General features: G+C 70.3%; 17 protein-coding genes and 3 tRNA genes. 11 read left to right on the forward strand and 9 right to left on the reverse strand.

What is annotated here, in order from left to right:
- Nucleotides 1–155 precede the first annotated feature (155 nt).
- The 3 genes from dnaG (at nucleotide 156) to TU30_RS21000 (ending at nucleotide 4,419) form a co-directional block, all read left to right on the forward strand.
- Complete coding sequence (gene dnaG, locus TU30_RS20990) at nucleotides 156–2,096, forward strand: DNA primase (RefSeq protein WP_042172177.1); 1,941 nt, start codon at nucleotides 156–158, stop codon at nucleotides 2,094–2,096.
- 255 nt (nucleotides 2,097–2,351) lie between these two features.
- The gene (locus TU30_RS20995; protein ID WP_370626683.1) at nucleotides 2,352–3,509 is read left to right on the forward strand and encodes an RNA polymerase sigma factor; all 1,158 of its coding nucleotides are present in this window, start codon (nucleotides 2,352–2,354) and stop codon (nucleotides 3,507–3,509) included.
- Between the two features lie 175 nt (nucleotides 3,510–3,684).
- Nucleotides 3,685–4,419, forward strand: a complete 735-nt coding sequence (locus TU30_RS21000) for a hypothetical protein (RefSeq protein ID WP_042172179.1) — start codon at nucleotides 3,685–3,687, stop codon at nucleotides 4,417–4,419.
- A gap of 50 nt (nucleotides 4,420–4,469) precedes the next feature.
- Here the strand turns inward: TU30_RS21000 and TU30_RS21005 are convergent, their stop codons facing one another.
- The 4 genes from TU30_RS21005 to TU30_RS21020 all read right to left on the reverse strand — a co-directional run bounded on the left by TU30_RS21005 (nucleotide 4,470) and on the right by TU30_RS21020 (nucleotide 10,109).
- A complete protein-coding gene (locus TU30_RS21005; protein WP_042172180.1) occupies nucleotides 4,470–6,398 on the reverse strand; it encodes an ABC transporter ATP-binding protein in 1,929 nt (642 codons plus the stop codon).
- Nucleotides 6,398–8,131 carry an ABC transporter ATP-binding protein gene (locus tag TU30_RS21010; RefSeq protein ID WP_042172182.1) on the reverse strand — a complete coding sequence of 578 codons (1,734 nt, stop codon included), beginning with the start codon at nucleotides 8,129–8,131 and terminating at the stop codon, nucleotides 6,398–6,400. The genes TU30_RS21005 and TU30_RS21010 overlap by 1 nt, the downstream gene beginning before the upstream one ends.
- Nucleotides 8,132–8,265: 134 nt before the next feature.
- Nucleotides 8,266–9,720 (reverse strand): FGGY-family carbohydrate kinase, encoded by a 1,455-nt coding sequence (locus TU30_RS21015; protein WP_078878404.1) that lies wholly within the window; start codon nucleotides 9,718–9,720, stop codon nucleotides 8,266–8,268.
- A gap of 83 nt (nucleotides 9,721–9,803) precedes the next feature.
- A complete protein-coding gene (locus TU30_RS21020) occupies nucleotides 9,804–10,109 on the reverse strand; it encodes a hypothetical protein (RefSeq protein WP_042172186.1) in 306 nt (101 codons plus the stop codon).
- A gap of 181 nt (nucleotides 10,110–10,290) precedes the next feature.
- Between TU30_RS21020 and TU30_RS21025 the strand changes: the two genes are divergently transcribed.
- The 5 genes from TU30_RS21025 to TU30_RS34380 all read left to right on the forward strand — a co-directional run bounded on the left by TU30_RS21025 (nucleotide 10,291) and on the right by TU30_RS34380 (nucleotide 12,059).
- A tRNA-Asn gene (locus TU30_RS21025) sits at nucleotides 10,291–10,363 on the forward strand.
- A gap of 5 nt (nucleotides 10,364–10,368) precedes the next feature.
- Nucleotides 10,369–10,441, forward strand: a tRNA-Asn gene (locus TU30_RS21030).
- 205 nt (nucleotides 10,442–10,646) lie between these two features.
- Nucleotides 10,647–10,720, forward strand: a tRNA-Ile gene (locus TU30_RS21035).
- A 93-nt stretch (nucleotides 10,721–10,813) separates the two neighbouring features.
- Entirely contained in the window at nucleotides 10,814–11,203 is a 390-nt protein-coding gene (locus tag TU30_RS36100) for a hypothetical protein (RefSeq protein ID WP_158719347.1), read from the forward strand.
- Nucleotides 11,185–12,059, forward strand: a protein-coding gene (locus TU30_RS34380; protein WP_370626684.1) for an IS5 family transposase whose coding sequence is annotated in 2 segments (ribosomal slippage) — nucleotides 11,185–11,551 and nucleotides 11,551–12,059 — 876 coding nt in all. Because the reading frame shifts where the segments join, the coding sequence is not laid out codon by codon here. The genes TU30_RS36100 and TU30_RS34380 overlap by 19 nt, the downstream gene beginning before the upstream one ends.
- 279 nt (nucleotides 12,060–12,338) lie before the next feature.
- On the opposite strand, the gene TU30_RS21045 is transcribed toward TU30_RS34380, so the two are convergent.
- Together TU30_RS21045 and TU30_RS21050 are read right to left on the reverse strand one after the other, a co-directional pair.
- Nucleotides 12,339–13,568, reverse strand: coding sequence for an MFS transporter (locus tag TU30_RS21045; RefSeq protein WP_042172189.1), 1,230 nt, complete (start codon nucleotides 13,566–13,568; stop codon nucleotides 12,339–12,341).
- Nucleotides 13,565–14,962: an FAD-dependent oxidoreductase gene (locus TU30_RS21050; RefSeq protein ID WP_042172190.1), complete on the reverse strand. Its 1,398-nt coding sequence runs from the start codon at nucleotides 14,960–14,962 to the stop codon at nucleotides 13,565–13,567. Before TU30_RS21050 ends, TU30_RS21045 begins: the two co-directional genes overlap by 4 nt.
- A gap of 116 nt (nucleotides 14,963–15,078) precedes the next feature.
- On the opposite strand from TU30_RS21050, the gene TU30_RS21055 reads away from it, so the two are divergent.
- From TU30_RS21055 to TU30_RS21065, 3 genes are all read left to right on the forward strand, one after another.
- Entirely contained in the window at nucleotides 15,079–16,152 is a 1,074-nt protein-coding gene (locus tag TU30_RS21055) for an NAD(P)/FAD-dependent oxidoreductase (protein WP_042172192.1), read from the forward strand.
- 130 nt (nucleotides 16,153–16,282) lie between these two features.
- On the forward strand, nucleotides 16,283–16,639 hold the full coding sequence (locus TU30_RS21060) for a helix-turn-helix transcriptional regulator (RefSeq protein ID WP_042172193.1): 357 nt from the start codon (nucleotides 16,283–16,285) through the stop codon (nucleotides 16,637–16,639).
- Between the two features lie 73 nt (nucleotides 16,640–16,712).
- Nucleotides 16,713–17,465, forward strand: coding sequence for a TIGR02391 family protein (locus TU30_RS21065; RefSeq protein WP_158719348.1), 753 nt, complete (start codon nucleotides 16,713–16,715; stop codon nucleotides 17,463–17,465).
- Between the two features lie 17 nt (nucleotides 17,466–17,482).
- On the opposite strand, the gene TU30_RS21070 is transcribed toward TU30_RS21065, so the two are convergent.
- The 3 genes from TU30_RS21070 to TU30_RS21080 form a co-directional block, all read right to left on the reverse strand.
- Nucleotides 17,483–18,538, reverse strand: coding sequence for an ArsO family NAD(P)H-dependent flavin-containing monooxygenase (locus TU30_RS21070; RefSeq protein ID WP_042172195.1), 1,056 nt, complete (start codon nucleotides 18,536–18,538; stop codon nucleotides 17,483–17,485).
- 136 nt (nucleotides 18,539–18,674) lie between these two features.
- Nucleotides 18,675–19,781, reverse strand: a complete 1,107-nt coding sequence (gene arsB, locus TU30_RS21075) for an ACR3 family arsenite efflux transporter (protein WP_107068525.1) — start codon at nucleotides 19,779–19,781, stop codon at nucleotides 18,675–18,677.
- The gene (locus tag TU30_RS21080; RefSeq protein ID WP_042172197.1) at nucleotides 19,778–20,086 is read right to left on the reverse strand and encodes a helix-turn-helix transcriptional regulator; all 309 of its coding nucleotides are present in this window, start codon (nucleotides 20,084–20,086) and stop codon (nucleotides 19,778–19,780) included. Before TU30_RS21080 ends, arsB begins: the two co-directional genes overlap by 4 nt.
- Nucleotides 20,087–20,125 lie beyond the last annotated feature (39 nt).

Here is a 20,125-nt window from a genome sequence, read left to right on the forward strand (position 1 = left end):
CGTGCTCCCGTGGGCCGGCGGGGACGCCGGCACTTCCGTCGGCCGGCCGGGACACACGGCCCCGCGGGCATCCGCACCCCGCCGACGGGGAACCGCACACCGGCGGGGCGGGTGCCCCGGGGCCGGCTGTCGGCGGACCGCCGTAGACTTCACGCGTGGCTGGGCGGATCAACGACGAGGACGTGAAGGCGGTACGGGACGCGGTCCCGATCGACGCCGTGGTGTCCGAGTACCTCCAGCTCAAGGGTGCGGGCGGCGGGAACCTCAAGGGCCTGTGCCCCTTCCACGACGAGAAGTCGCCCTCCTTCCAGGTGAGTCCGAGCAAGGGGTTCTTCCACTGCTTCGGCTGCCAGGAGGGCGGCGACACCATCACGTTCGTGATGAAGATCGACCACCTCTCCTTCTCCGAGGCGGTCGAGCGGCTCGCCGCCCAGGCCGGCATCACCCTGCGCTACGAGGAGGGCGGGTACAACCCCGCCCACCAGCGCGGCGAGCGCATCCGTCTGGTCGAGGCCCACCAGATCGCCGCCGAGTGGTACACGGAACAGCTCGCGACCTCCGCCGAGGCGGACACCGGCCGCACCTTCCTCGCCGAGCGCGGCTTCGACCAGGGCGCCGCACAGCACTTCTCCGTCGGCTACAGCCCCCAGGGCTGGGACCACCTCACCCGCTTCCTGCGCGGCAAGGGCTTCACCGACAAGGAGCTGATCCTCTCCGGCCTCTCCCAGGACGGCCGCCGCGGTCCGATCGACCGCTTCCGCGGCCGCCTGATGTGGCCCATCCGCGACATCGCCGGCGACGTCGTCGGCTTCGGCGCCCGCAAGCTCTACGAGTCGGACAACGGACCGAAGTACCTCAACACCCCCGACACGGCGATCTACAAGAAGTCCCACGTCCTCTACGGCATCGACCTGGCGAAGAAGGACATCGCGAAGTCGTCCCGCGCGGTCGTCGTCGAGGGGTACACCGACGTCATGGCCTGCCACCTGGCCGGGGTCACCACCGCCATCGCGACCTGCGGCACCGCGTTCGGCACCGACCACATCAAGATCCTGCGCCGGCTGCTGATGGACAACGGCTCGGCCCGAGTGATCTTCACCTTCGACGGTGACTCGGCCGGACAGAAGGCAGCCCTGCGCGCCTTCGAGGACGACCAGAAATTCGCCGCCGAGACCTACATCGCCATCGCGCCCGACGGCATGGACCCCTGCGACCTGCGCCTCGCCAAGGGCGACGACGCGGTCGCCGACCTCGCCGAACCGCGCACCCCGCTCTTCGAGTTCGCGCTGCGCCACATCGTGGGCCGCTACGACCTGGACACCCCGGCCGGCCGGGCCGCCGCCCTCGACGAGGCCGCCCCCGTCGTCGCCCGCATCAAGAACAGCGGCGCCCAGCACGAGGTCGCCGTCCAGCTCGCGGGCATGCTCGGCATCCTCGACACCCAGTTCGTGGTCAAGCGGGTGGCGCAGCTCGCCCGCTGGGCCCGCGACCGCGGCGGAAAGGGCCCCGCCCCCGACCGGCAGCAGCGCGGCGGGGGCGGCGGTGGTGGCCCGCAGCAGTACGGCTCCGCCCCGGCACCGGCCCTCCCGCGCGGCCCCGCGCTCAACCTGCGCAACCCCGTCTTCGCCACCGAACGCGAACTGCTCAAGCTCGCCCTCCAGCGCCCCGAACTGGTCTCCCCGGCCTTCGACGCGTACGGCCTCGACGAGTTCACCGCCCCGGTGTACGCGGCGGTGCGCCAGGCCGTCCTGGACGCGGGCGGCGCCGAATCCGGCGTCCCCGACCCGCAGGACTATCTGGTCCGCGTCCGGGAGGCCGCCCCCGACGACGCCGTCCGTGCCATGGTCACCGAACTCGCCGTCGAGGCGATCATGCTGCACCGGGGCGTCAAGGAGGTCGACGAGACGTACGCGGGCGCCCAGCTGGTCACCGTCCGCCGCCGCGCCGTCGAGCGCCGCATCCGTGAGATCACCGGCCGGCTGACCCGCGTCGCCTCCCAGGGCGACCCGGCCGAACTGGCCTCCGTGCAGAACGAACTGTGGGTCCTCCAGCAGTACGACCAGGCCCTGCGCGAACACGGCGCGGCGGCGCTGTAGGCAGTCCGTAACCGCCGGGTCACCGCGCGGAAGCAAAAAGTCGTCGCACGCCTCTCGTGGGGAGGATGTGCCGTACCCCACACTGGGGTGCGGTGCCCGAGTCCTCGGAGCGCGGCCGACCCGTCCCCGACGGGTCGCGGACCCCCGCGGCTGCGCTCGTCGCGTACGGGACGAACAGCGGCAAGGCCGCCGACTCCGTCCCCGAAGTACCGCTGCCGCCCCCCCTCGGCAGCGATCATCCTGGAGGTCGCCCCGGTGCAGACCCAGATCCAGACCCTCGCCCAGTCCGCCGCGCGTACGGCCGGTGCGCGGCCCGACGCGGACGTCCTGGTGGCGGTGCCCGCGCAGAGCCGGGCCGCACATCACCCCGAGACGGAGGGCGAACCCTCGTCCGAGGCTCTTGAACCGGGGGGCCCGGCGGACCCTGCGGACCCTGCGGACCCTGCGGACCCGGTGGACCCGGTGGAGGCGGCCCCGCCGCCGGTGCGTGCCGAGTCAGGCAGCCCCTCCTCGGACCTGTTCCGCCAGTACCTGCGGGAGATCGGCCGCATCCCGCTGCTCACCGCGGCCGAGGAGGTCGAGCTCGCCTGCCGTGTCGAGGCCGGACTGTTCGCCGAGGAGAAGCTGCGGCTCGCCTCCGACCTGGACAGCAGGCTCGCCCTCGACCTGGACCGGCTCGTCGTCATGGGCCGGATGGCCAAGCGGCGGCTGATCGAGGCCAACCTGCGGCTCGTCGTCTCCGTCGCCAAACGGTACGTGGGCCGCGGGCTGACCATGCTGGACCTGGTGCAGGAGGGCAACCTCGGCCTGATCCGGGCCGTGGAGAAGTTCGACTACGCGCGCGGCTACAAGTTCTCCACCTACGCCACCTGGTGGATCCGCCAGGCCATGTCCCGCGCGCTCGCCGACCAGGCCCGCACCATCCGCGTCCCCGTGCACGTCGTCGAACTCATCAACCGCGTCGTCCGCGTCCAGCGCCGCATGCTCCAGGAGCGAGGCAGTGAACCCACCGCGGACGAGGTCGCCGCCCAGCTCGGCCTGACCCCCGAGCGGGTCGGCGAGGTGCTGCGGCTCGCCCAGGAACCCGTCTCCCTGCACGCTCCGGTGGGCGAGGAGGACGACGTCGCCCTCGGCGACCTCATCGAGGACGGCGACGCCGCGAGCCCCGTCGAGTCGGCCGCGTTCCTGCTGCTGAGGGAGCACCTGGAGGCGGTCCTGTCGACGCTGGGGGAGCGTGAGCGCAAGGTCGTCCAACTCCGCTACGGCCTGGTCGACGGACGGCCCCGCACCCTGGAGGAGATAGGCCGCATCTTCGGCGTCACCCGCGAGCGCATACGCCAGATCGAGTCCAAGACCCTCGGCAAACTCCGCGACCACACCTTCGCCGACCAACTGCGGGGCTACCTGGAGTGAGGCCGAGGCCATGGCGGCGATCGTCCGCTCGTGGCTCGGGTCCACGCGCACCACGGACCACAGGCGTAGAGGGAGTACGCGTTTTCACCGACGCCGAACCCGCCGCATTCTGCCGTCGTCCTTCTCACGTGACCTTGGTACCGATGTGCCGGGGACAGGTCTTCGAGGAGTGGGAATGCGCGTGAACGGATTACGGCGGGTTCCGGCGGTCGTGGCGGTGCTGGCGACGGCGGCACTGCTGGCCGGCTGCGGAGGCGGCGACGAGGGGTCCGCGGACGGCGGGGCCGGTGCCGCGGCCGAGGGCTCGGGGAAGGGGACACAGAAGAAGGCGGGCGGCCCGCTGGACGCGGCCGGTCTGGAGAGCGCGGCGGTCGCGGAAGCGGACCTGCCCGACTACACCTTCACCGTCTTCAAACAGGGCACCGTCCTCGGCAGCAAGGGCGAACCGGCCGACCCGGCGGTCTGCCAGCCCATGGAGGACATCCGGCTGCGCTCCCCCGAACCGGAGCCGGCCGCTGCGGCGGCCCGCTCCGTCCACCCGAAGACGGACACGAAGGCCACCACGATCGAGCTGTACGCCTACGACAAGGCCGCCGACGCCGGGGAACTCCTCACCCGCGTCCGCGAGGCGACGAAATCCTGTACCGGATACAAGGACGAGCTGGGCCTGCGGCCGACCGTCACCGCCCTCCCCGACCCCGACCCCGACCCCGGTCCGGGCGACGAGGCGGTCGCCTACAAGCGGGAGTCGTCGGGCACGGCGTTCTGGTACCAGGTGGTGCGCAGTGGCTCCCACGTCGCCGTCTTCGGCCGGCAGGGCCTGGCCGCGCACAAGCGCGCGGGCGTCGTACCGGACGAGGTGATCACCGTCCAGCTGAGGAAGCAGACGGAGACGGCCGGGACGGGCTGAGCGCCGGCGGCGTCACGCTGCCGTGACGCCGCCGGCCGGGCACGGGCCCGTCAGTCCACCTCCACTGCCGCCTGCGCGAACTGCGCCCGGTACAACCGGGCGTAGGCTCCGCCGGCCGCCAGCAGCTTCTCGTGGGCGCCCTGTTCGACGATCGAGCCGTTCTCCATGACGAGGATCGTGTCCGCGTCCCGGATCGTGGAGAGCCGGTGTGCGATGACGAACGACGTCCGCCCGTGGGCCAGTCCGGCCATCCCCTTCTGGATCAGCACCTCGGTCCGGGTGTCCACGGAACTCGTCGCCTCGTCCAGCACCAGGATCACCGGATCGGACAGGAACGCCCGCGCGATGGTGATGAGCTGCTTCTCACCGGAGCTGACCCCGCTGCCCTCGTCGTCGATCACCGTGTCGTACCCGTCCGGCAGCGTGCGGACGAACCGGTCGGCGTGGGCCGCCCGCGCCGCCTCCTCGATCTCCTCGCGGGTGACCTTCCGCGAGGCGCCGTACGCGATGTTCTCCGCGATGGTGCCGCCGAACAGCCAGGTGTCCTGGAGCACCATGCCGACCCCGGCCCGCAGCTCGTCCCGGGACATGCGCGCGATGTCGACGCCGTCGAGCGTGATGCGCCCGCCGGACACCTCGTAGAACCGCATCAGCAGGTTCACCAGCGTCGTCTTGCCCGCGCCGGTCGGGCCGACGATCGCGACCGTCTGACCCGGCTCCACCGTGAGCGACAGGTCCTCGATCAGCGGTTTCTCCGGCTCGTACCGGAACGAGACGTGCTCCAGCGCCACCCGCCCGCGCAGCTCGGCCGGCTTCTCGGCCGGCGAGAGGTCGGCCCCCTGCTCCTCGGCGTCGAGCAGCTCGAAGACCCGCTCCGCCGAGGCGACACCCGACTGCACCAGGTTCGCCATCGAGGCGACCTGCGTCAGCGGCATCGAGAACTGCCGCGAGTACTGGATGAACGCCTGCACGTCGCCGATGGACAGCGCGCCCGACGCGACCCGCAGCCCGCCGACGACCGCCACCAGCACGTAGTTGAGGTTCGACACGAAGAGCATCAGCGGCTGCATGACGCCGCTGTTGAACTGCGCCTTGAAACCGGCCTCGTACAGCGCGTCGTTCTCCTCGGCGAACCGCTTCGCCGACTCCTCCTGGCGCCCGAACACCTTCACCAGGGTGTGTCCGGTGTACATCTCCTCGATGTGCGCGTTGAGCTTTCCCGTCGTACGCCACTGCTGCACGAAGTGCGGCTGCGACCGCTTGCCCACGCGGGTGGCGACCACGAACGACAGCGGCACCGTCACCAGCGCCACCAGCGCGAGGATCCAGGACACGTAGAACATCATCGCCAGCACCCCGATGATGGTCAGCAGCGAGTTGATCAGCTGGCCCATCGTCTGCTGGAGCGTCTGCCCGAGGTTGTCGATGTCGTTGGTCGCCCGGCTCAGCACCTCACCGCGCTGCCGCTTGTCGAAGTACGACAGCGGCAGCCGCGACAGCTTCGTCTGCACGTCCTCACGCATCCGGTACATGGTGCGGTTCACGGCGCCGTTGACCAGCCGCGTCGCCACCGCCATCAGCAGGCCGGCGACCACGAACACCGCCAGGGCGAGCAACAGGACGTTGCCCACGGCCGTGAAGTCGATGCCCTCGCCCGGCGTGAAGTCGGTGCCGCGGAGCATGTCCGCGACACCGCCCTCACCGCGCTCCCGCATCGACTCCAGCACCTGCTCCTTGGTGGCCCCGGCCGGCATGTCCCGTCCGACGATGCCCGCGAAGACCAGGTCGGTCGCCCGGCCGAGGATCTTCGGCCCGATCACGCTGAGCCCCACGCTCAGCACCACGCAGGCCAGCAGCCCGTAGAGGGTCAGGCGTTCCGGCCCGAACCGCCTGACGAGCCGTGTGCCCGACTCCTTGAAATGCAGCGACTGGTGGTCGGGGCCCGCCCCGGCCCCGGCCCGCGCCATGGCCCCGGCCATCAGGCGGCCTCCGCTTCCGTCAGCTGGGAGAGCACGATCTCCCGGTAGGTCTCGTTGTCCGCCATCAGTTCGTGGTGCCGGCCGGTGCCGGCGACCCGGCCCCCGTCCAGGACCACGATCCGGTCGGCGTCCCGGATGGTCGCCACCCGCTGGGCGACGATCACCACCGTCGCATCGGCGGTCTCCTCGGCCAGGGCCGCCCGCAGTGCCGCGTCGGTCGCGTAGTCGAGCGCGGAGAAGGAGTCGTCGAAGAGATAGATCTCGGGACGCTGCACCAGCGTCCGTGCGATCGCGAGCCGTTGGCGCTGGCCGCCGGAGACGTTCGTCCCGCCCTGCGCGATCGGCGCGTCGAGCCCGCCCTCCAGCCGCTCCACGAACTCCCTGGCCTGCGCCACCTCCAGCGCGTGCCACAACGCGGCGTCCGTGGCGTCCGGACGGCCGTACCGCAGATTCGTCGCCACCGTCCCCGCGAACAGGTACGGCTTCTGCGGCACCATTCCGACCGTCCTCGCGAGCAGCGCCGGATCGAGGTCCGCGACGGGTACGCCGTCCACCAGGACCTCGCCGTCGGTCGCGTCGAACAGCCGGGGGACCAGTCCGAGCAGCGTCGACTTGCCGCTTCCGGTCGAGCCGATGACGGCGGTGACCTCGCCCGGCCGGGCCACCAGGTCCACCGACTTCAGCACCGGCTCCTCGGCACCCGGGAAGCGGAAGCCGCCGCCCCGGATCTCCAGATGGCCGTGCCGGGGCAGCTCGGTGACGGGCGCGGCGGGCGGTACGACGCTGGAGGAGGTCTCCAGCACCTCCTGGACGCGCTCGGCGCACACCTCGGCCCGCGGCACCATCATGAACATGAAGGTGGCCATCATCACGGCCATGACGATCTGCATCAGATAGGCGAGGAACGCGGTCAGGTCACCGATCTGCATGCCACCGCTGTCGATCCGGTGCGCGCCGAACCACACCACCGCGATCGACGACAGGTTCACCACCGTCATCACCACGGGGAACATCAGCGCCAGCAGATTGCCGGTGCCGAGCGACACCTCGGTCAGCTCGGCGTTGGCCCTCCCGAACCGCCGCTGCTCGTAGGCGTCCCGGACGAACGCCCGGATCACCCGGTTGCCGGTGATCTGCTCGCGCAGCACCCGGTTCACCGTGTCGAGCCGTTCCTGCATGGTCCGGAACAGCGGACGCAGCCGCCGCACGATCAGCGTCACCGAGACGCCCAGCACCGGCACCACCGCGACCAGCACCCCGGACAGCGGGACGTCCAGACCGAGCGCCATCACGATGCCGCCCAGACACATGATCGGTGCCGACACCATCAGCGTGAACGTCATCAGGGCCAGCATCTGGATCTGCTGGACGTCGTTCGTCGTACGGGTGATCAGCGAGGGCGCGCCGAAGTGGCCGACCTCACGCGCGGAGAACGACTGCACCCGGTCGAAGACGGCCCCGCGCACGTCCCGCCCGAGCGCCGCCGCGGTCCGGGCGCCGTAGTACACGGCAGCGACGTTGCACACGACCTGTGCCAGCGAGATGCCGATCATCAGGGCGCCGTGGGACAGGATGTAGCCGGTGTCCCCCTTGACGACACCCTCGTCGATGATGCCGGCGTTGAGGGTGGGCAGGTAGAGCGTGGCGCAGGTCTGCAGGAACTGCAGCAGCACCAGAAGGACGATGGGTCTTTTGTACGGCCGCAGGTAAGCCCGCAGTAGTCGTATCAGCACGCTGAATCTCTCGGGTGGTCGGCGGGGGCCAGTGGTTGCCCCTGGCCCCTATCGTCGGACACTCCACCCGCGTTACTCCAACCGATTAAATCCGGTTCCGCGCGCCGCCGGTGCCCCCTTCGCAGCCTGTCCGGTCACATCCGGAACGCCCCCGGGTGGGTCTGCTCGCGCACCGACACGAACTGCTGGCGCACCGCCTGCCCCACCGCCAGGTCCTCGCCCGGCTCCAGCACCTGCGCCGCCGCGCCCTGCCAGACGGGCGGCGTCCGCGGGTCGAGGGTGCCCCGGGACGCCCCGAGCGCCCACGCCGCCTGCCGGGCCGCGCCGATCGCCGCGTAGTCCGCGGGCTGCGGCACCACCACCTGCGCCCCGAACAGGGAGGGCGCCGCCGCCTGCACGGCGGGCAGCTCCGCGGCCTGTCCCAGCAGGAACACCCGCCGGACCTCCACGCCCCGGCCGCGCATCACGTCCAGCGCGTCCGCGAGCCCGCACAGCATGCCCTCGAACGCGGCCCGCGCCAGGTGCTCCGGCTTCATGGACTCGCGCCGCAGCCCCGACAGGGTCCCGGCGGTGTGCGGCAGGTTCGGCGTCCGCTCGCCCTCCAGATAGGGGAGCAGTACCAGCCCGTGCGAGCCCGGCGTCGACTTCATCGCCAGGTCGGACAGGCTCTCCAGGTCGGGCAGTCCGAGCAGCTCCGCGGTCCCGCGCAGGGTCCGTACCGCGTTCAGTGTGGTGACGACGGGCAGGTGCATCCCGGTGGCGTCCGCCAGCGCGGTGATCATGCCGTCCGGGTCGTAGAGCGCCTCGGGGTGGACGGCCATGACCGAGCCGGACGCGCCCAGCGACACCACCGCGTCGCCCAGGCCGATCCCGAGCCCGAAGGCCGCCGCCATCGTCTCCCCGGTGCCGGCCGAGATCAGCAGCCCCTCCGGGGTGGCCCCGGCCGCCTCGGCGGGGCCGATCACCTCCGGCAGCATGGTCGGGTGCCCGAGCGCCAGCTCCACCAGGTCGGCCCGGTAGTTCCCGGTCGCCGCCGCCCAGTAGCCGGTGCCGGACGCGCCGCCCCGGTCGGTGGTCCGACGCACCGGACGGCCCAGGAGCTGCCACACCAGCCAGTCGTGCGCCTGGAGCAGTACGGCGGTGCGCGCCGCGTTCTCGGGCTCCGTGCGGGCCAGCCAGCGCAGCTTCGTCACCGGGTGCGCGGCCTGCGGCACGCTGCCCACCGCCTGCGCCCACGCAGCACGGCCGCCGAGCGCGTCGATCAGATCGGCCGCGGCGACCTGGGTCCGCTTGTCGGCACCGACCATGGCGGGCCGCACGGTGTTGCCCTGGGAGTCCAGCGGCACCAGCGCGTTCGCCTGCGCGGACACCCCGATGGCCTGGACGCCCTCGAGCAGACCGCCGCCCGCCGCCTCGCCCAGCGAGTACAGCCAGTTCTGCGGATCGACGTCGGACGGGCGGCCCGTGCCCTGGGGGTGGTCCACCGGATGCGGCGCATACCCCTGTTTGAGCACGGTCCCGCTGTCCGCGTCACAGACGACGATGCGAGTGAAATCGGGCGCACTGTCCAACCCGGCGACTATCCCCATGGCCAAAATTCTGCCGTACCCGGCGACATCACGACGCCGGGCCGGTCCGCCGCGGGCTCCCCGCCGGTGTCACCGGGGCCCGGTCAGGTGTTGCTCGTGCCCCAGTCGTCCTCGCCGGCGCCCTGCGCGCTGCGCTCGCGCAGGGTGCGCACCCGCTGCGAGACCGAGTCGGGCATCCGGTCGCCGACCTTGTCACTCACCACGTGGTACGCCCGGCCCGCGATGTCCCGGCCCTGCTGGGCCGCGGTCTCCGCGGTGTTGCGCACGGCGGGGTTCTGCGCGAACTGCTGCGCCGACTTCTTCAACTGCTCGTAGCGCTCGCGTCCGGCCCTCGTGCCCAGCACGTAACCCAGGACGACTCCGGCGACGAACGTGAGCCGGTAACGCATGGCGGCCACCCTTCCCTTGTGTAGGACTGCGTGCAGGTCTGCACGGTTGTGCGGTGCGGCGACGGCGCCGGGGAGTACCGATTGGCGAAGCACCCCCCTGCTTGCGCTAATGTATGTGTCGCAGCGAGCGCGCGCCCTCTGGCGAATACCCAGGCAGGTGCGTTCGATGCAGACGAGGCATTCCTCCGTAGCTCAATTGGCAGAGCAGCCGGCTGTTAACCGGCAGGTTACTGGTTCGAGTCCAGTCGGGGGAGCTCGGTCCTCCGTAGCTCAATTGGCAGAGCAGCCGGCTGTTAACCGGCAGGTTACTGGTTCGAGTCCAGTCGGGGGAGCATGCTGAACGAGGACCCCGTGGGGGGTCCTTTTTCATGCCCGGTTCGCGTCCTGGTCCACCACCCGGAGCGGCCGTGCGGGCCCCGGGGCAGCCCTCGGGGTCGCGAGGGGGGGGCCGTGCCTGGTCGATCATCGAGGCAGGAGATCGTATGAGCGGCTATGCTGCGGCAGACGGCACGCACACCTGTGCGCGACACGCCGCTTGGGGCGGTAGCTCAGCCGGTTAGAGCAGCGGACTCATAATCCGTCGGCCGTGGGTTCGAGTCCCACCCGCCCCACTCCAGCAGAAACGTCGTGACCTGCAAATACACCCGATTGATGAGTCGTCGGGCAGGCGCGGTACCGCACGGGCCCCTCGTACGCTTGTCCTCATGGCCTATATCAAGACGAAGGAACTGAGCTCCGGGGCGGCCTCGCGCATCGTCTGCTGGCGGGCCGGTGGCGGTCGCGCGGGTGCGTGGTGCAACGAGACCTTCGACGATCCCGACCCGGCGGAACGCTTTCGGGACTTGGTGAACGGTCACGGACGGCAATGGCCCCCGGGGTGGATCAAAGGCAGGGGCTTCGTCAAGCCTGACGAACCGGCGGTGCCTGATGCTGAAATGTTCGCGGTATACGCACACGCCTACGTCGGCCTGCTTACCGATATATCGGACCACACCCGAACGAACTGTACCAGATTCATTGATGACCACCTAGGGTGCGTTTCAGAAGTGGATCTTGATGTGCCAAGATCCACTTCGTGGGACGGCATGATCTGACGAATGCACAGTGGGCGAAGCTGGAGCCCTTGCTCCCGGTCGGCAAGAAGCCTGGACGGCCACCGGTGCACACCAAGCGGCAGTTGATGGACGGCATACGCTGGCGCACCCGCGCCGGTGCTCCGTGGCGGGACGTGCCTGAGCGGTACGGCCCGTGGGAGACGGTCTACGGTCTGTTCCGGCGCTGGCAGCGGGACGGCACCTGGCACCGCATCTTTGAGCAGCTGCAGACCCGGGCCGACGCCGAAGGGCTGATCACCTGGGACGTCTCGGTGGACTCGACCATCGCCCGCGCCCACCAGCACGCGGCCGGTGCCCGCAAAAGGGGGATCTGCAGATCGAGCCGCCAGGTGGTGTGTTCACCGAGCCCGATGACCACGGGCTCGGACGGTCCCGGGGCGGGCCGACCACCAAGTTGCACCTGGCGGTCGCGCAGGCCCAGAAGCCGATGGCGCTGGTCATCACGGCTGGACAGCGCGGTGACTCACCGCAGTTCCAGGTGGTCCTGGGCCGTATCCGGGTGCCCCGGCTCAGGCAGGGCCGCCCGCGCACCCGGCCGGACAAGGTGCGCGCCGACAAGGCGTACGGCTCCCGCGCGAACCGCGACTACCTGCGCAAACGTGGCATCCGCTGCACGATCCCGGAGAAGCGCGACCAGATCGCCAACCGCAAGAAACGCGGTTCCCACGGCGGCCGCCCACCGAAGTTCGACAAGGACGACTGCAAGCAGCGCCACGCTGTGGAGTGCGGAATCAATCGCCTGAAACGGCACCGCGCGGTCGCCGCGAGGTACGACAAGCTCGCCGTCCGCTACGAAGCGACGGTACTGGCCGCAGCCATCAACGAGTGGCTGTGACCAGCACTTTCAAAACGCACCCTAGCCGCGCGCCGTGCGGTACAGGCCCGCTGCCGCAGTGTGCCAGCGCACCCTGGACACGTTTGACCTGGCCTTTTGCGGCAGTTTCCTGGGAGAGCGTCGTGCGCGGTCCCACGGCCGTCGAGCGAGATGCTCCGCCCCGCTTGGCTTTATCGGGGATCCGCCCCCCGCACGTGGCTTGTTCTCCGGTCGTCGGTCCTGCGGCGTCTTCTGGCCTGACGCGGCTGCGATCTCGGATCCCTCAGTGCGACGTCGCCATTACTGACGGGGAACAGGGTTTTCCGTAGCTGCCCGGAGCGCGGCTACGGAGGCAAGCACGGAGACAACTGCCAGTGCTCCGAACAGTTGCGGGTAGCCGCCCAGCGGTATCGCCAGTGCGGCACCGGCGAAGGGGGCGAGGGCGGAGGCAGTGGTGGTCGGCGCCGAGAGGAGCCCCGACAGACGGCCGTAGCTGGTTGTGCCCCATCGGTCGGTGATCGCGGTGGCCTGGAGCAGGGTGAGGTTGCCGCGGACCATCCCGGCGACGATCGAGAGAGCGATCAGGAGGGCGTATGGGCCGGGGGAGATCGCGAGTGCTGCGGTGGTGAGGCCGCCGAGTGCGATCAGTGTGGTCGTGCGCGCGGTGACTTCGGTGCGGCGGGCGATGGCCGCGTACAGGGTGCGTCCCAGGGTCTGCCCGGCGCCGCCCAGACCGAGTGTCCATGCTGCCTCGCTGGTGGAGTAGCCGCGTTCCAGCAGGAGAGGGACAAGGGCGACGACTGCGGCGGAGACGGTGAACGTGGAGAGCGTGAGTGCCACCGCGAGCATGCGGAAGGGACGACTGCGAGCCGCCGTCTTCGCGGACTGGCCGGCGTGGGCCGTCGAGGGCGATGGTGCTGCAGGCCAGGGGGCTGCGAGTGCCAGCGCGTGGGCGGGAATCGTGACGGCGGCGAGGATGGCGGCGAGCACCGTGTAGGTCATGCGCCATGACAGGTCGTCGGCCAGCGCTGCGGTGAGAGGTGCGAAGAAGGTCGACGCCAGTCCGCCCGCGAGCGTCACGATGGTCAGCGCTCGCACGTGGTCGGGGGCCCACCAGCGGGTGATGGCGGCGAACGCGGGCTGGTAGAAGGTGGCCGCCATGGCGAAGCCCGCCAGCACCCAACCGGTGAAGAAAAGCGGCAGGTTCGGGGCGGCGGCGACGGTGAGGATGCTCAGCACGCCGAGGACGGAGCCGGCCGTCATGACGGTGCGGGGACCGCGGTGATCGATGATCCGGCCCACGCGGATTCCGGCGAACGCGGAGACGAGAAGAGCAAGGGAGAACGCGGCCGTGGTCGCCCCGGTCGACCAGCCGGTGTCCTCGGTGATCTGCGGGTTGAGGACGGGAAAGGCGTAGAAGACGATGCCCCAGCTGGTGATCTGTGTGGCACACAGGGCTGGGAGTACGGCGCGGGGCCGCGACCGGTCTCCTGTTCCGGTCGCGGCCCCGCGGGCGTCGGTCTCGGTCACGCGCAGCAGCCACCGGCCGGCGCGGGCTCCTCGGCGGCCGCGGTTCCGGCGGGCGCGGCAGTACCGATCTGGACCAGGGAGGGCTCAGGGGCGCAGCAGCCTCCGCCGTCCGTCTCTGCCGTGGCAGGGGTGTCGAAGAGTCCGGCGCCGCCGCAGACTCCGGTCTCGGGAAGGGTGAGTTCGACGCGGTCGGCGGACTCAATGTCACCCGCGAGAGCGGCGGTCACGGAGCGGACCTGCTCGTATCCGGTCATGGCGAGGAAGGTGGGGGCGCGGCCGTAGGACTTCATGCCGACGAGGTACACGCCCTGCTCGGGGTGGGACAGCTCGCGATGTCCGTGCGGATAGACGGTGCCGCATGAGTGCTGGTTCGGGTCGATGAGCGGGGCCAGCTCAGTGGGCGCCTGAAGGCGCTCGTCCAGCCCGAGGCGGAGTTCGGACAGGAAGGACAGGTCAGGGCGCAGGCCGGTCAGGACGATCACTTCGTCCACCGGGTCGAGGCGGCGTCCGTCCTCGGCCACCAGGGTCAGGCTGTCGTCGGCACCGGGTTCGATGACTTCCGTGCGGAAACCGGTGACGGCATCGGCGTGCCCGGCGTCGACGGCGGCCTTAGCCGCCAGGCCCAGGGCACCGCGGGCGGGGAGCTGGTCGGCGGTTCCCCCGCCGAAGGTGGAGCCGCTGATTCCACGGCGCAGGATCCAGACGGAGTGGGTGCCGGGCTCGTCCTTGGCGACGTCGGCGAGCGAGGCGAGCGCGGTGAATGCGGAGGCGCCGGAGCCGATGACGGCGGTGCGCTTGCCGGCGTACCGGGCGCGCACGGCGGGGTCCTTGAGGTCGGGGATGCGGTAGGAGACGCGGGCCGAGGCGGCGTGCTCACCGAGGGCCGGAAGTCCGTCGGCGCCGATGGGGCTGGGCGTGGACCAGGTGCCGGAGGCGTCGATCACTGCCCGAGCGAGGATGCGCGCCTCTGTGCCGTCCGCGCTCCTGGTGCGGACGGTGAAGGGCTGCTGCTCACGGTCCGCGTCGACGATGCGGTCGCGGCCGAGGCGGGAGACACCGGTGACGGTCGTGCCGTAGCGGACCCTGTCACCGAGGACGTCGGCGAGCGGCTGGAGGTACTTTTCCGCCCAGTCCGCGCCGGAGGGGCAGGTGCCGCCGTCGGGCGTGGTCCAGCCGGTCGGGGACAGGAGCTTCTCGGCGGCCGGGTCCACGAGCTCGGACCATGTTGAGAACAGTCGTACGTGCCCCCACTCGCGTACCGCGGTGCCCGCTGCGGGACCGGCTTCCAGGACCAGGGTTTCCATGCCGCGTCCGGTGAGGTGGGCGGCGGCAGCCAGGCCCGTGGGGCCTGCTCCGATCACCACGGCGGGCAGGGCGGTGGCGGGCGCGTTCACGGTGACTCCCCAGATTGTTTTGACGGCTGTCGATGGCTTGCGCATCCAGGATGACACCTGTATTGATAGTCGTCAACTTAGACATTCATCGAACTTGAAGTGGGTGTGAGTGAGCCATGGAGCAGCTCGATGTTGTGGTGATCGGTGGTGGCCAGTCTGGCCTTGCCGCCGCTGAAGCTCTGGTACGAGAGGGCCTTCGGCCCGTGGTCCTGGAGGCTTCCGATCATGCGGAGGGCTCGTGGCCGCGGTACTACGACAGCCTTACGCTGTTTTCCCCTGCCAGGTTCAGTGCCCTGCCCGGTCTACCGTTCGGCGGGGACGGAGACCGCTACCCCCATCGGGACGAGGTGGTCGATTACCTTCGTCGTTACGCGGACCGCCTGGAGGTCGAGGTCCGCACGCGCACCCGCGTCGTCAGAGTCGAGCGCGACGGAGACGGGTTCAGGGTGGCCACCGCTGACGGTCGAAACATAGGTGCGGCCGGAATCGTCGCAGCCACGGGGGCCTTCGGGAATCCACTCCTGCCGGTCCTGCCCGGCCAGGACGGCTTTGCCGGTGAGGTGGTGCATGCCGCCGGTTACCGCAGCCCCGAGCCGTACACGGACAAGCGGGTCGTTGTCGTGGGGGGCGGCAACACGGCTGTCCAGGTCGGCTACGAACTCGCGGAGGTGGCTCAGGTGACGCTCGCCAGTCGCAACCCCGTGCAGTTCCTCGCGCAGATACGCGAGGGCCGGGACGTGCACCACTGGTTGACGTCCACCGGGTTCGACCAGCTGCCGCCGGCCTGGCTGATCCACTACGTCGGCGGCACACTCGTCCTGGACGGCGGTCGCTACCGGAAGGCACTGGAGGGCGGACATCTGGCCCGGCGCGCGATGTTCGCAGCGCTTGAGGGCGAAGCGGTCGTGTGGGCCGACGGCACCCGCGAGAAGGTCGACACCGTGCTGCTGGCCACCGGGTGCCGGCCCAGCCTGGACTATCTCAAGGCCCTGGGCGCCCTGGACGCCGACGGCATGCCGCTCCACAGCGGCGGACTGTCCTTGACCCATCCCGGCCTGGTCTACATGGGCTTGGAATTCCAGCGGTCCTTCGCCTCCAACACCCTGCGTGGCGTGGGTCGCGACGCCGAATACGTCGTTTCGTCCTTGGCTGCCCATATCCGCAAGGCGCCGATCGGCGTCGGTCTCTGAGCGATCGGTGCGCCGGGGTGTGAGCGGGACAGAGGCAAGGCGGCCCCTGCTCCGCTCGGCTCCGGTGCATCTGCAGGGGGACGGGTGCTAGTTTCTCGCCCGCTGATTCGATGTGTGTCAACATAGGCGTATGTCGAAAATCAGGTCGTTGCCCGTGCTGGAGCCGGTTGTCGTGCCGTGCTGCCCGCCGCTGACCGAACGGCCGTTGAGCGCGGAGGAAGCCGAGCGGACGGCGAAGATGTTCAAGGCGCTCGGTGACCCTGTCCGCCTGCGCCTTTTCTCGGCTGTCGCCTCGCACGAGGGCGGAGAGGCGTGCGTCTGCGACATCTCCGACGTGGGCGTGTCTCAGCCGACGGTCTCCCATCATCTGAAGAAACTGCGGGAGGCGGGCCTGCTCACCTCGGAGCGGCGCGGGACGTGGGTCTACTACCGAGTGGAGCCCTCCGTCCTCGCGGCCATGGGCCAGTTGCTGACTGCCGCCGCCTGACGCACTCAGCAGTCACCACCCTTGCAGGGAAAGGAGCCTGTGCGGTGTCAGCGGCCGCATGGATGATGCTCTGATGAGCATTAATGTCTCCTGGGCCCGGGCCGAGCGGGCAAGTTTCCTGAAGCTGATCGAGCTGTACTCGCCGCCCGACTCGCCCGGCATGACGATCTTCAGTAGCAGACTGGCCAACCGCGGCGGAGGCCGCGAGATCGTGGCGAGTGCCCAGGTCGTGGAACAGATTCCGGCCGGGCCCTGCCACGGTGGCGTACCGAGGTTCCTGACGACCGCAATGAGCCCATCAACCGCTGGTGTCAGCACCGCGAAGCGGTCCAGCGCGCCGACGCCGTCCTGCTGCGGGACGCGGAGGTTCGTGAGCGGCTCGGGGACGACGCGCCTCGGCTCAGCGCGGCGGCCATGCACCGGTGGGATGTGGGACGGGGCCCGGTCCCTGTGGCGCAGCGGGCACTTCCGTGAGGCGGTCACCGCCGCAGCCCGGAAGGTCAACGCCGAGACCCAGAACAAGGTCGGCTGCCGCGACGTGAGCGAAACCGCCCTGTTCCAGAGCGTGTTCTCCAAGGACGCGGCCAAGTCCGGTCAGCCCCGTCTTCGCCTGATGGCGGACGACAGCAGCGACACCTTCCGTAGGGTGCACCGGGGCGCGATGTCCTTCGCCGAGGGCTGTTTCGCGGGCATCCGGAACCCCAACAGCCATGAGGACGGGCTGCCGGAGCTGCCGGAGCTGCCGGAGCACGAGGCTCTGGAGCAGCTCGCGGCCTTCGGTGTCTTGGCGCGCTGGGTGGACAGCGCAGCCGTCGACGCACCCTGAGCCCGGCCAGGGAGGCGTCAGCGCAGCAGGGCGGCGATCTCGCGGACGGCGTCCCGGGCGGGGCGGCCGACGCCGATCAGGGTGGCCGAGGCGGGTCCCGTCCAGTCGCCGTAGCCGAGGAGGTGCAGGCGAGGTTCGTCGACGGCCCGGGTGCCGTGGGTGGGGATGTGGCCGCGTTCGCCGCGCAGGCCCAGTGGGGCGAGGTGGGAGAGGGCGGGGCGAAAGCCGGTGCACCAGATGATTGCTGCGGCTTCCGCTCTGGTTCCGTCCGCCCACTCCGCACCGTTCTCGGTGAGGCGGGCGAACATCGGCTGGGCCTTGAGGAGGCCGGCATCCCGTGCGGCGCGGACCGGCGCGACGGCGACGATGTCGCCGAGTGAGGCGACGCCTCCCGTGTCGGTGCTTCCTGTGTCCAGGGCGCGGCGGCGGGCCGTGGCGGCGTCGAAGAGTGCGCGGCCGTCGATGTCGTCGGCCAGAAAGCGTGCGGGGCGTTGGGTGACCCAGGTCAGGTCGGTGTGCGGCGCGAGGTCGGCGGCGATCTGGGCTCCGGAGTTTCCCCCTCCGACCACGATGACCTGTCGGCCCGCGAACTCGTCAGGGTCGAGGTACTGCACGGTGTGGAGCTGACGGCCGGTGAAGGTCTCGCGGCCGGGTACGGCGGGAAGAAAGGGCCGCCACCATGTGCCGGTAGCCGAGACGACCGCACGGGCGGACCAGATACCCACGTCCGTCTCCACCCGCAGCCGGTCACCGTCACGGTGTACGGCCTTCACCCGGACCGGCCGCTGGACCGGCAGGGCGTAGCGCTCCTCGTACGCGGTCAGGTACTCGACGACATGGTGCGCGTCCGGGTACTCCGCCCTGTCCTGGGCGGGCATGAGCCAGCCCGGCAGGGAGGAGTACGCGGCCGGGGAGAACAGGCGGAGCGAGTCCCATGCGTGCTGCCACGCGCCGCCCGGTGAGGGCTGGGCGTCGAGGATGGCGAAGTCGAGGTTCTGGCGGCGCAGGTAGTAGCCGATGGCGAGGCCCGCTTGGCCGCCGCCGATCACCACCACATCCACCGCGCGTGTCACCAGGTCACCTCCGTGGCAGCGTCGGGCGTCCCGGCTCCCGCCCCACCCCTGCGCTGCGCAGCCTCCGCCGTCGGCCGGACGGTGAGGCGGGCCGTCGGACGAACGTCGGGATGCAGGCGGGAGCCGAGGTGGCGCATCAACGCTGCGTGGTGCTGGTGGTGATCGCGGAGGGGGCGAACTTCTTGCGCCAGGCCAGGGCCACGTAGACGAGGGCGATCAGGACGGGGACCTCGATGAGCGGTCCGACGACGCCGGAGAGGGCCTGGCCGGAGGTGACGCCGAAGGTGGCGATGGCGACGGCGATGGCGAGCTCGAAGTTGTTCCCGGCGGCCGTGAAGGCGAGCGTCGTGGTGCGGTCGTAGGCCAGGCCGATGGCCTTGCCGATCAGGAAGCTGCCGAAGAACATGATCGCGAAGTACACCAGGAGCGGAAGCGCGATCCGTACGACGTCCAGCGGCTGCGAGGTGATGGTCTTCCCCTGGAGGGCGAAGAGGATGATGATCGTGAAGAGCAGGCCGTAGAGGGCCCAGGGACCGATCTTCGGCAGGAACTTCGCCTCGTAGGACTCGCGGCCCATCTTCTTCTCGCCCAGGCGGCGGGTCAGGAAGCCGGCGAGCAGGGGTACCCCGAGGAAGATGACGACGTTGAGGGCGATCTTCCACATCGAGATGTCGAGCGTCTCGCCTTCGCCGAGGCCGAGCCAGCCGGGCAGCAGGTCGAGGTAGAGCCACCCGAGCAGGCCGAAGGCGATGACCTGGAATACGGAGTTGAGGGCGACGAGGACGGCTGCGGCTTCGCGGTCGCCGCAGGCGAGGTCGTTCCAGATGATGACCATGGCGATGCAGCGGGCGAGGCCCACGATGATCAGGCCGGTGCGGTATTCCGGCAGGTCCGGCAGGAAGATCCAGGCCAGGGCGAACATGACGGCCGGGCCGATGATCCAGTTGATGACCAGCGAGGAGACCATCAGCTTGCGGTCCCTGGTGACGACGTCGAGCTTGTCGTAGCGGACCTTGGCCAGGACCGGGTACATCATGATCAGCAGACCGACGGCGATCGGCAGAGAGATACCGCCGACTTCCACCTTCGCCAGAGCGTCGTTCAGGCCCGGGATCAGCCGACCGAGGCCGAGGCCGAGAGCCATGGCCAGAAGGATCCAGACGGCGAGGAAGCGGTCCAGGGTGGACAGCTTCTGCACGACCGAGGATTCCTCGGCCATCGCGGGTGCTTGCGTGGGGGTCACGGACAGGCCCTCTTGTTCTCTGCAGCGGTACGGGCGGACTCGGCCAGGTCGGCGAACTGGCCGGCGAGCTGGGCGATGACGTCCGGGCGGAGCTTGTAGTACGTGAAGCGCCCGCACGGTTCGGTCTCCACCACCCCGGCCTCGCGCAGGACCCTCAGGTGGTTGGAGAGGTTGGTCTGCTTCGCACCGGTCTCCTCCACCAGGTGGGTGGTGCACAGCGTCTCGCGGGCGAGCAGGGTCACGATCCGGAGCCGGAGCGGATCGCCCAGCACCCGGATCGGTTCAGTGTCGACTGACGTCATCATGGGCTGATACTCTCACATCAGTGGCTACTGACGCCACCG

Source organism: Streptomyces sp. NBRC 110035 (assembly GCF_000829695.1).
Lineage (GTDB): Bacteria > Actinomycetota > Actinomycetes > Streptomycetales > Streptomycetaceae > Streptomyces.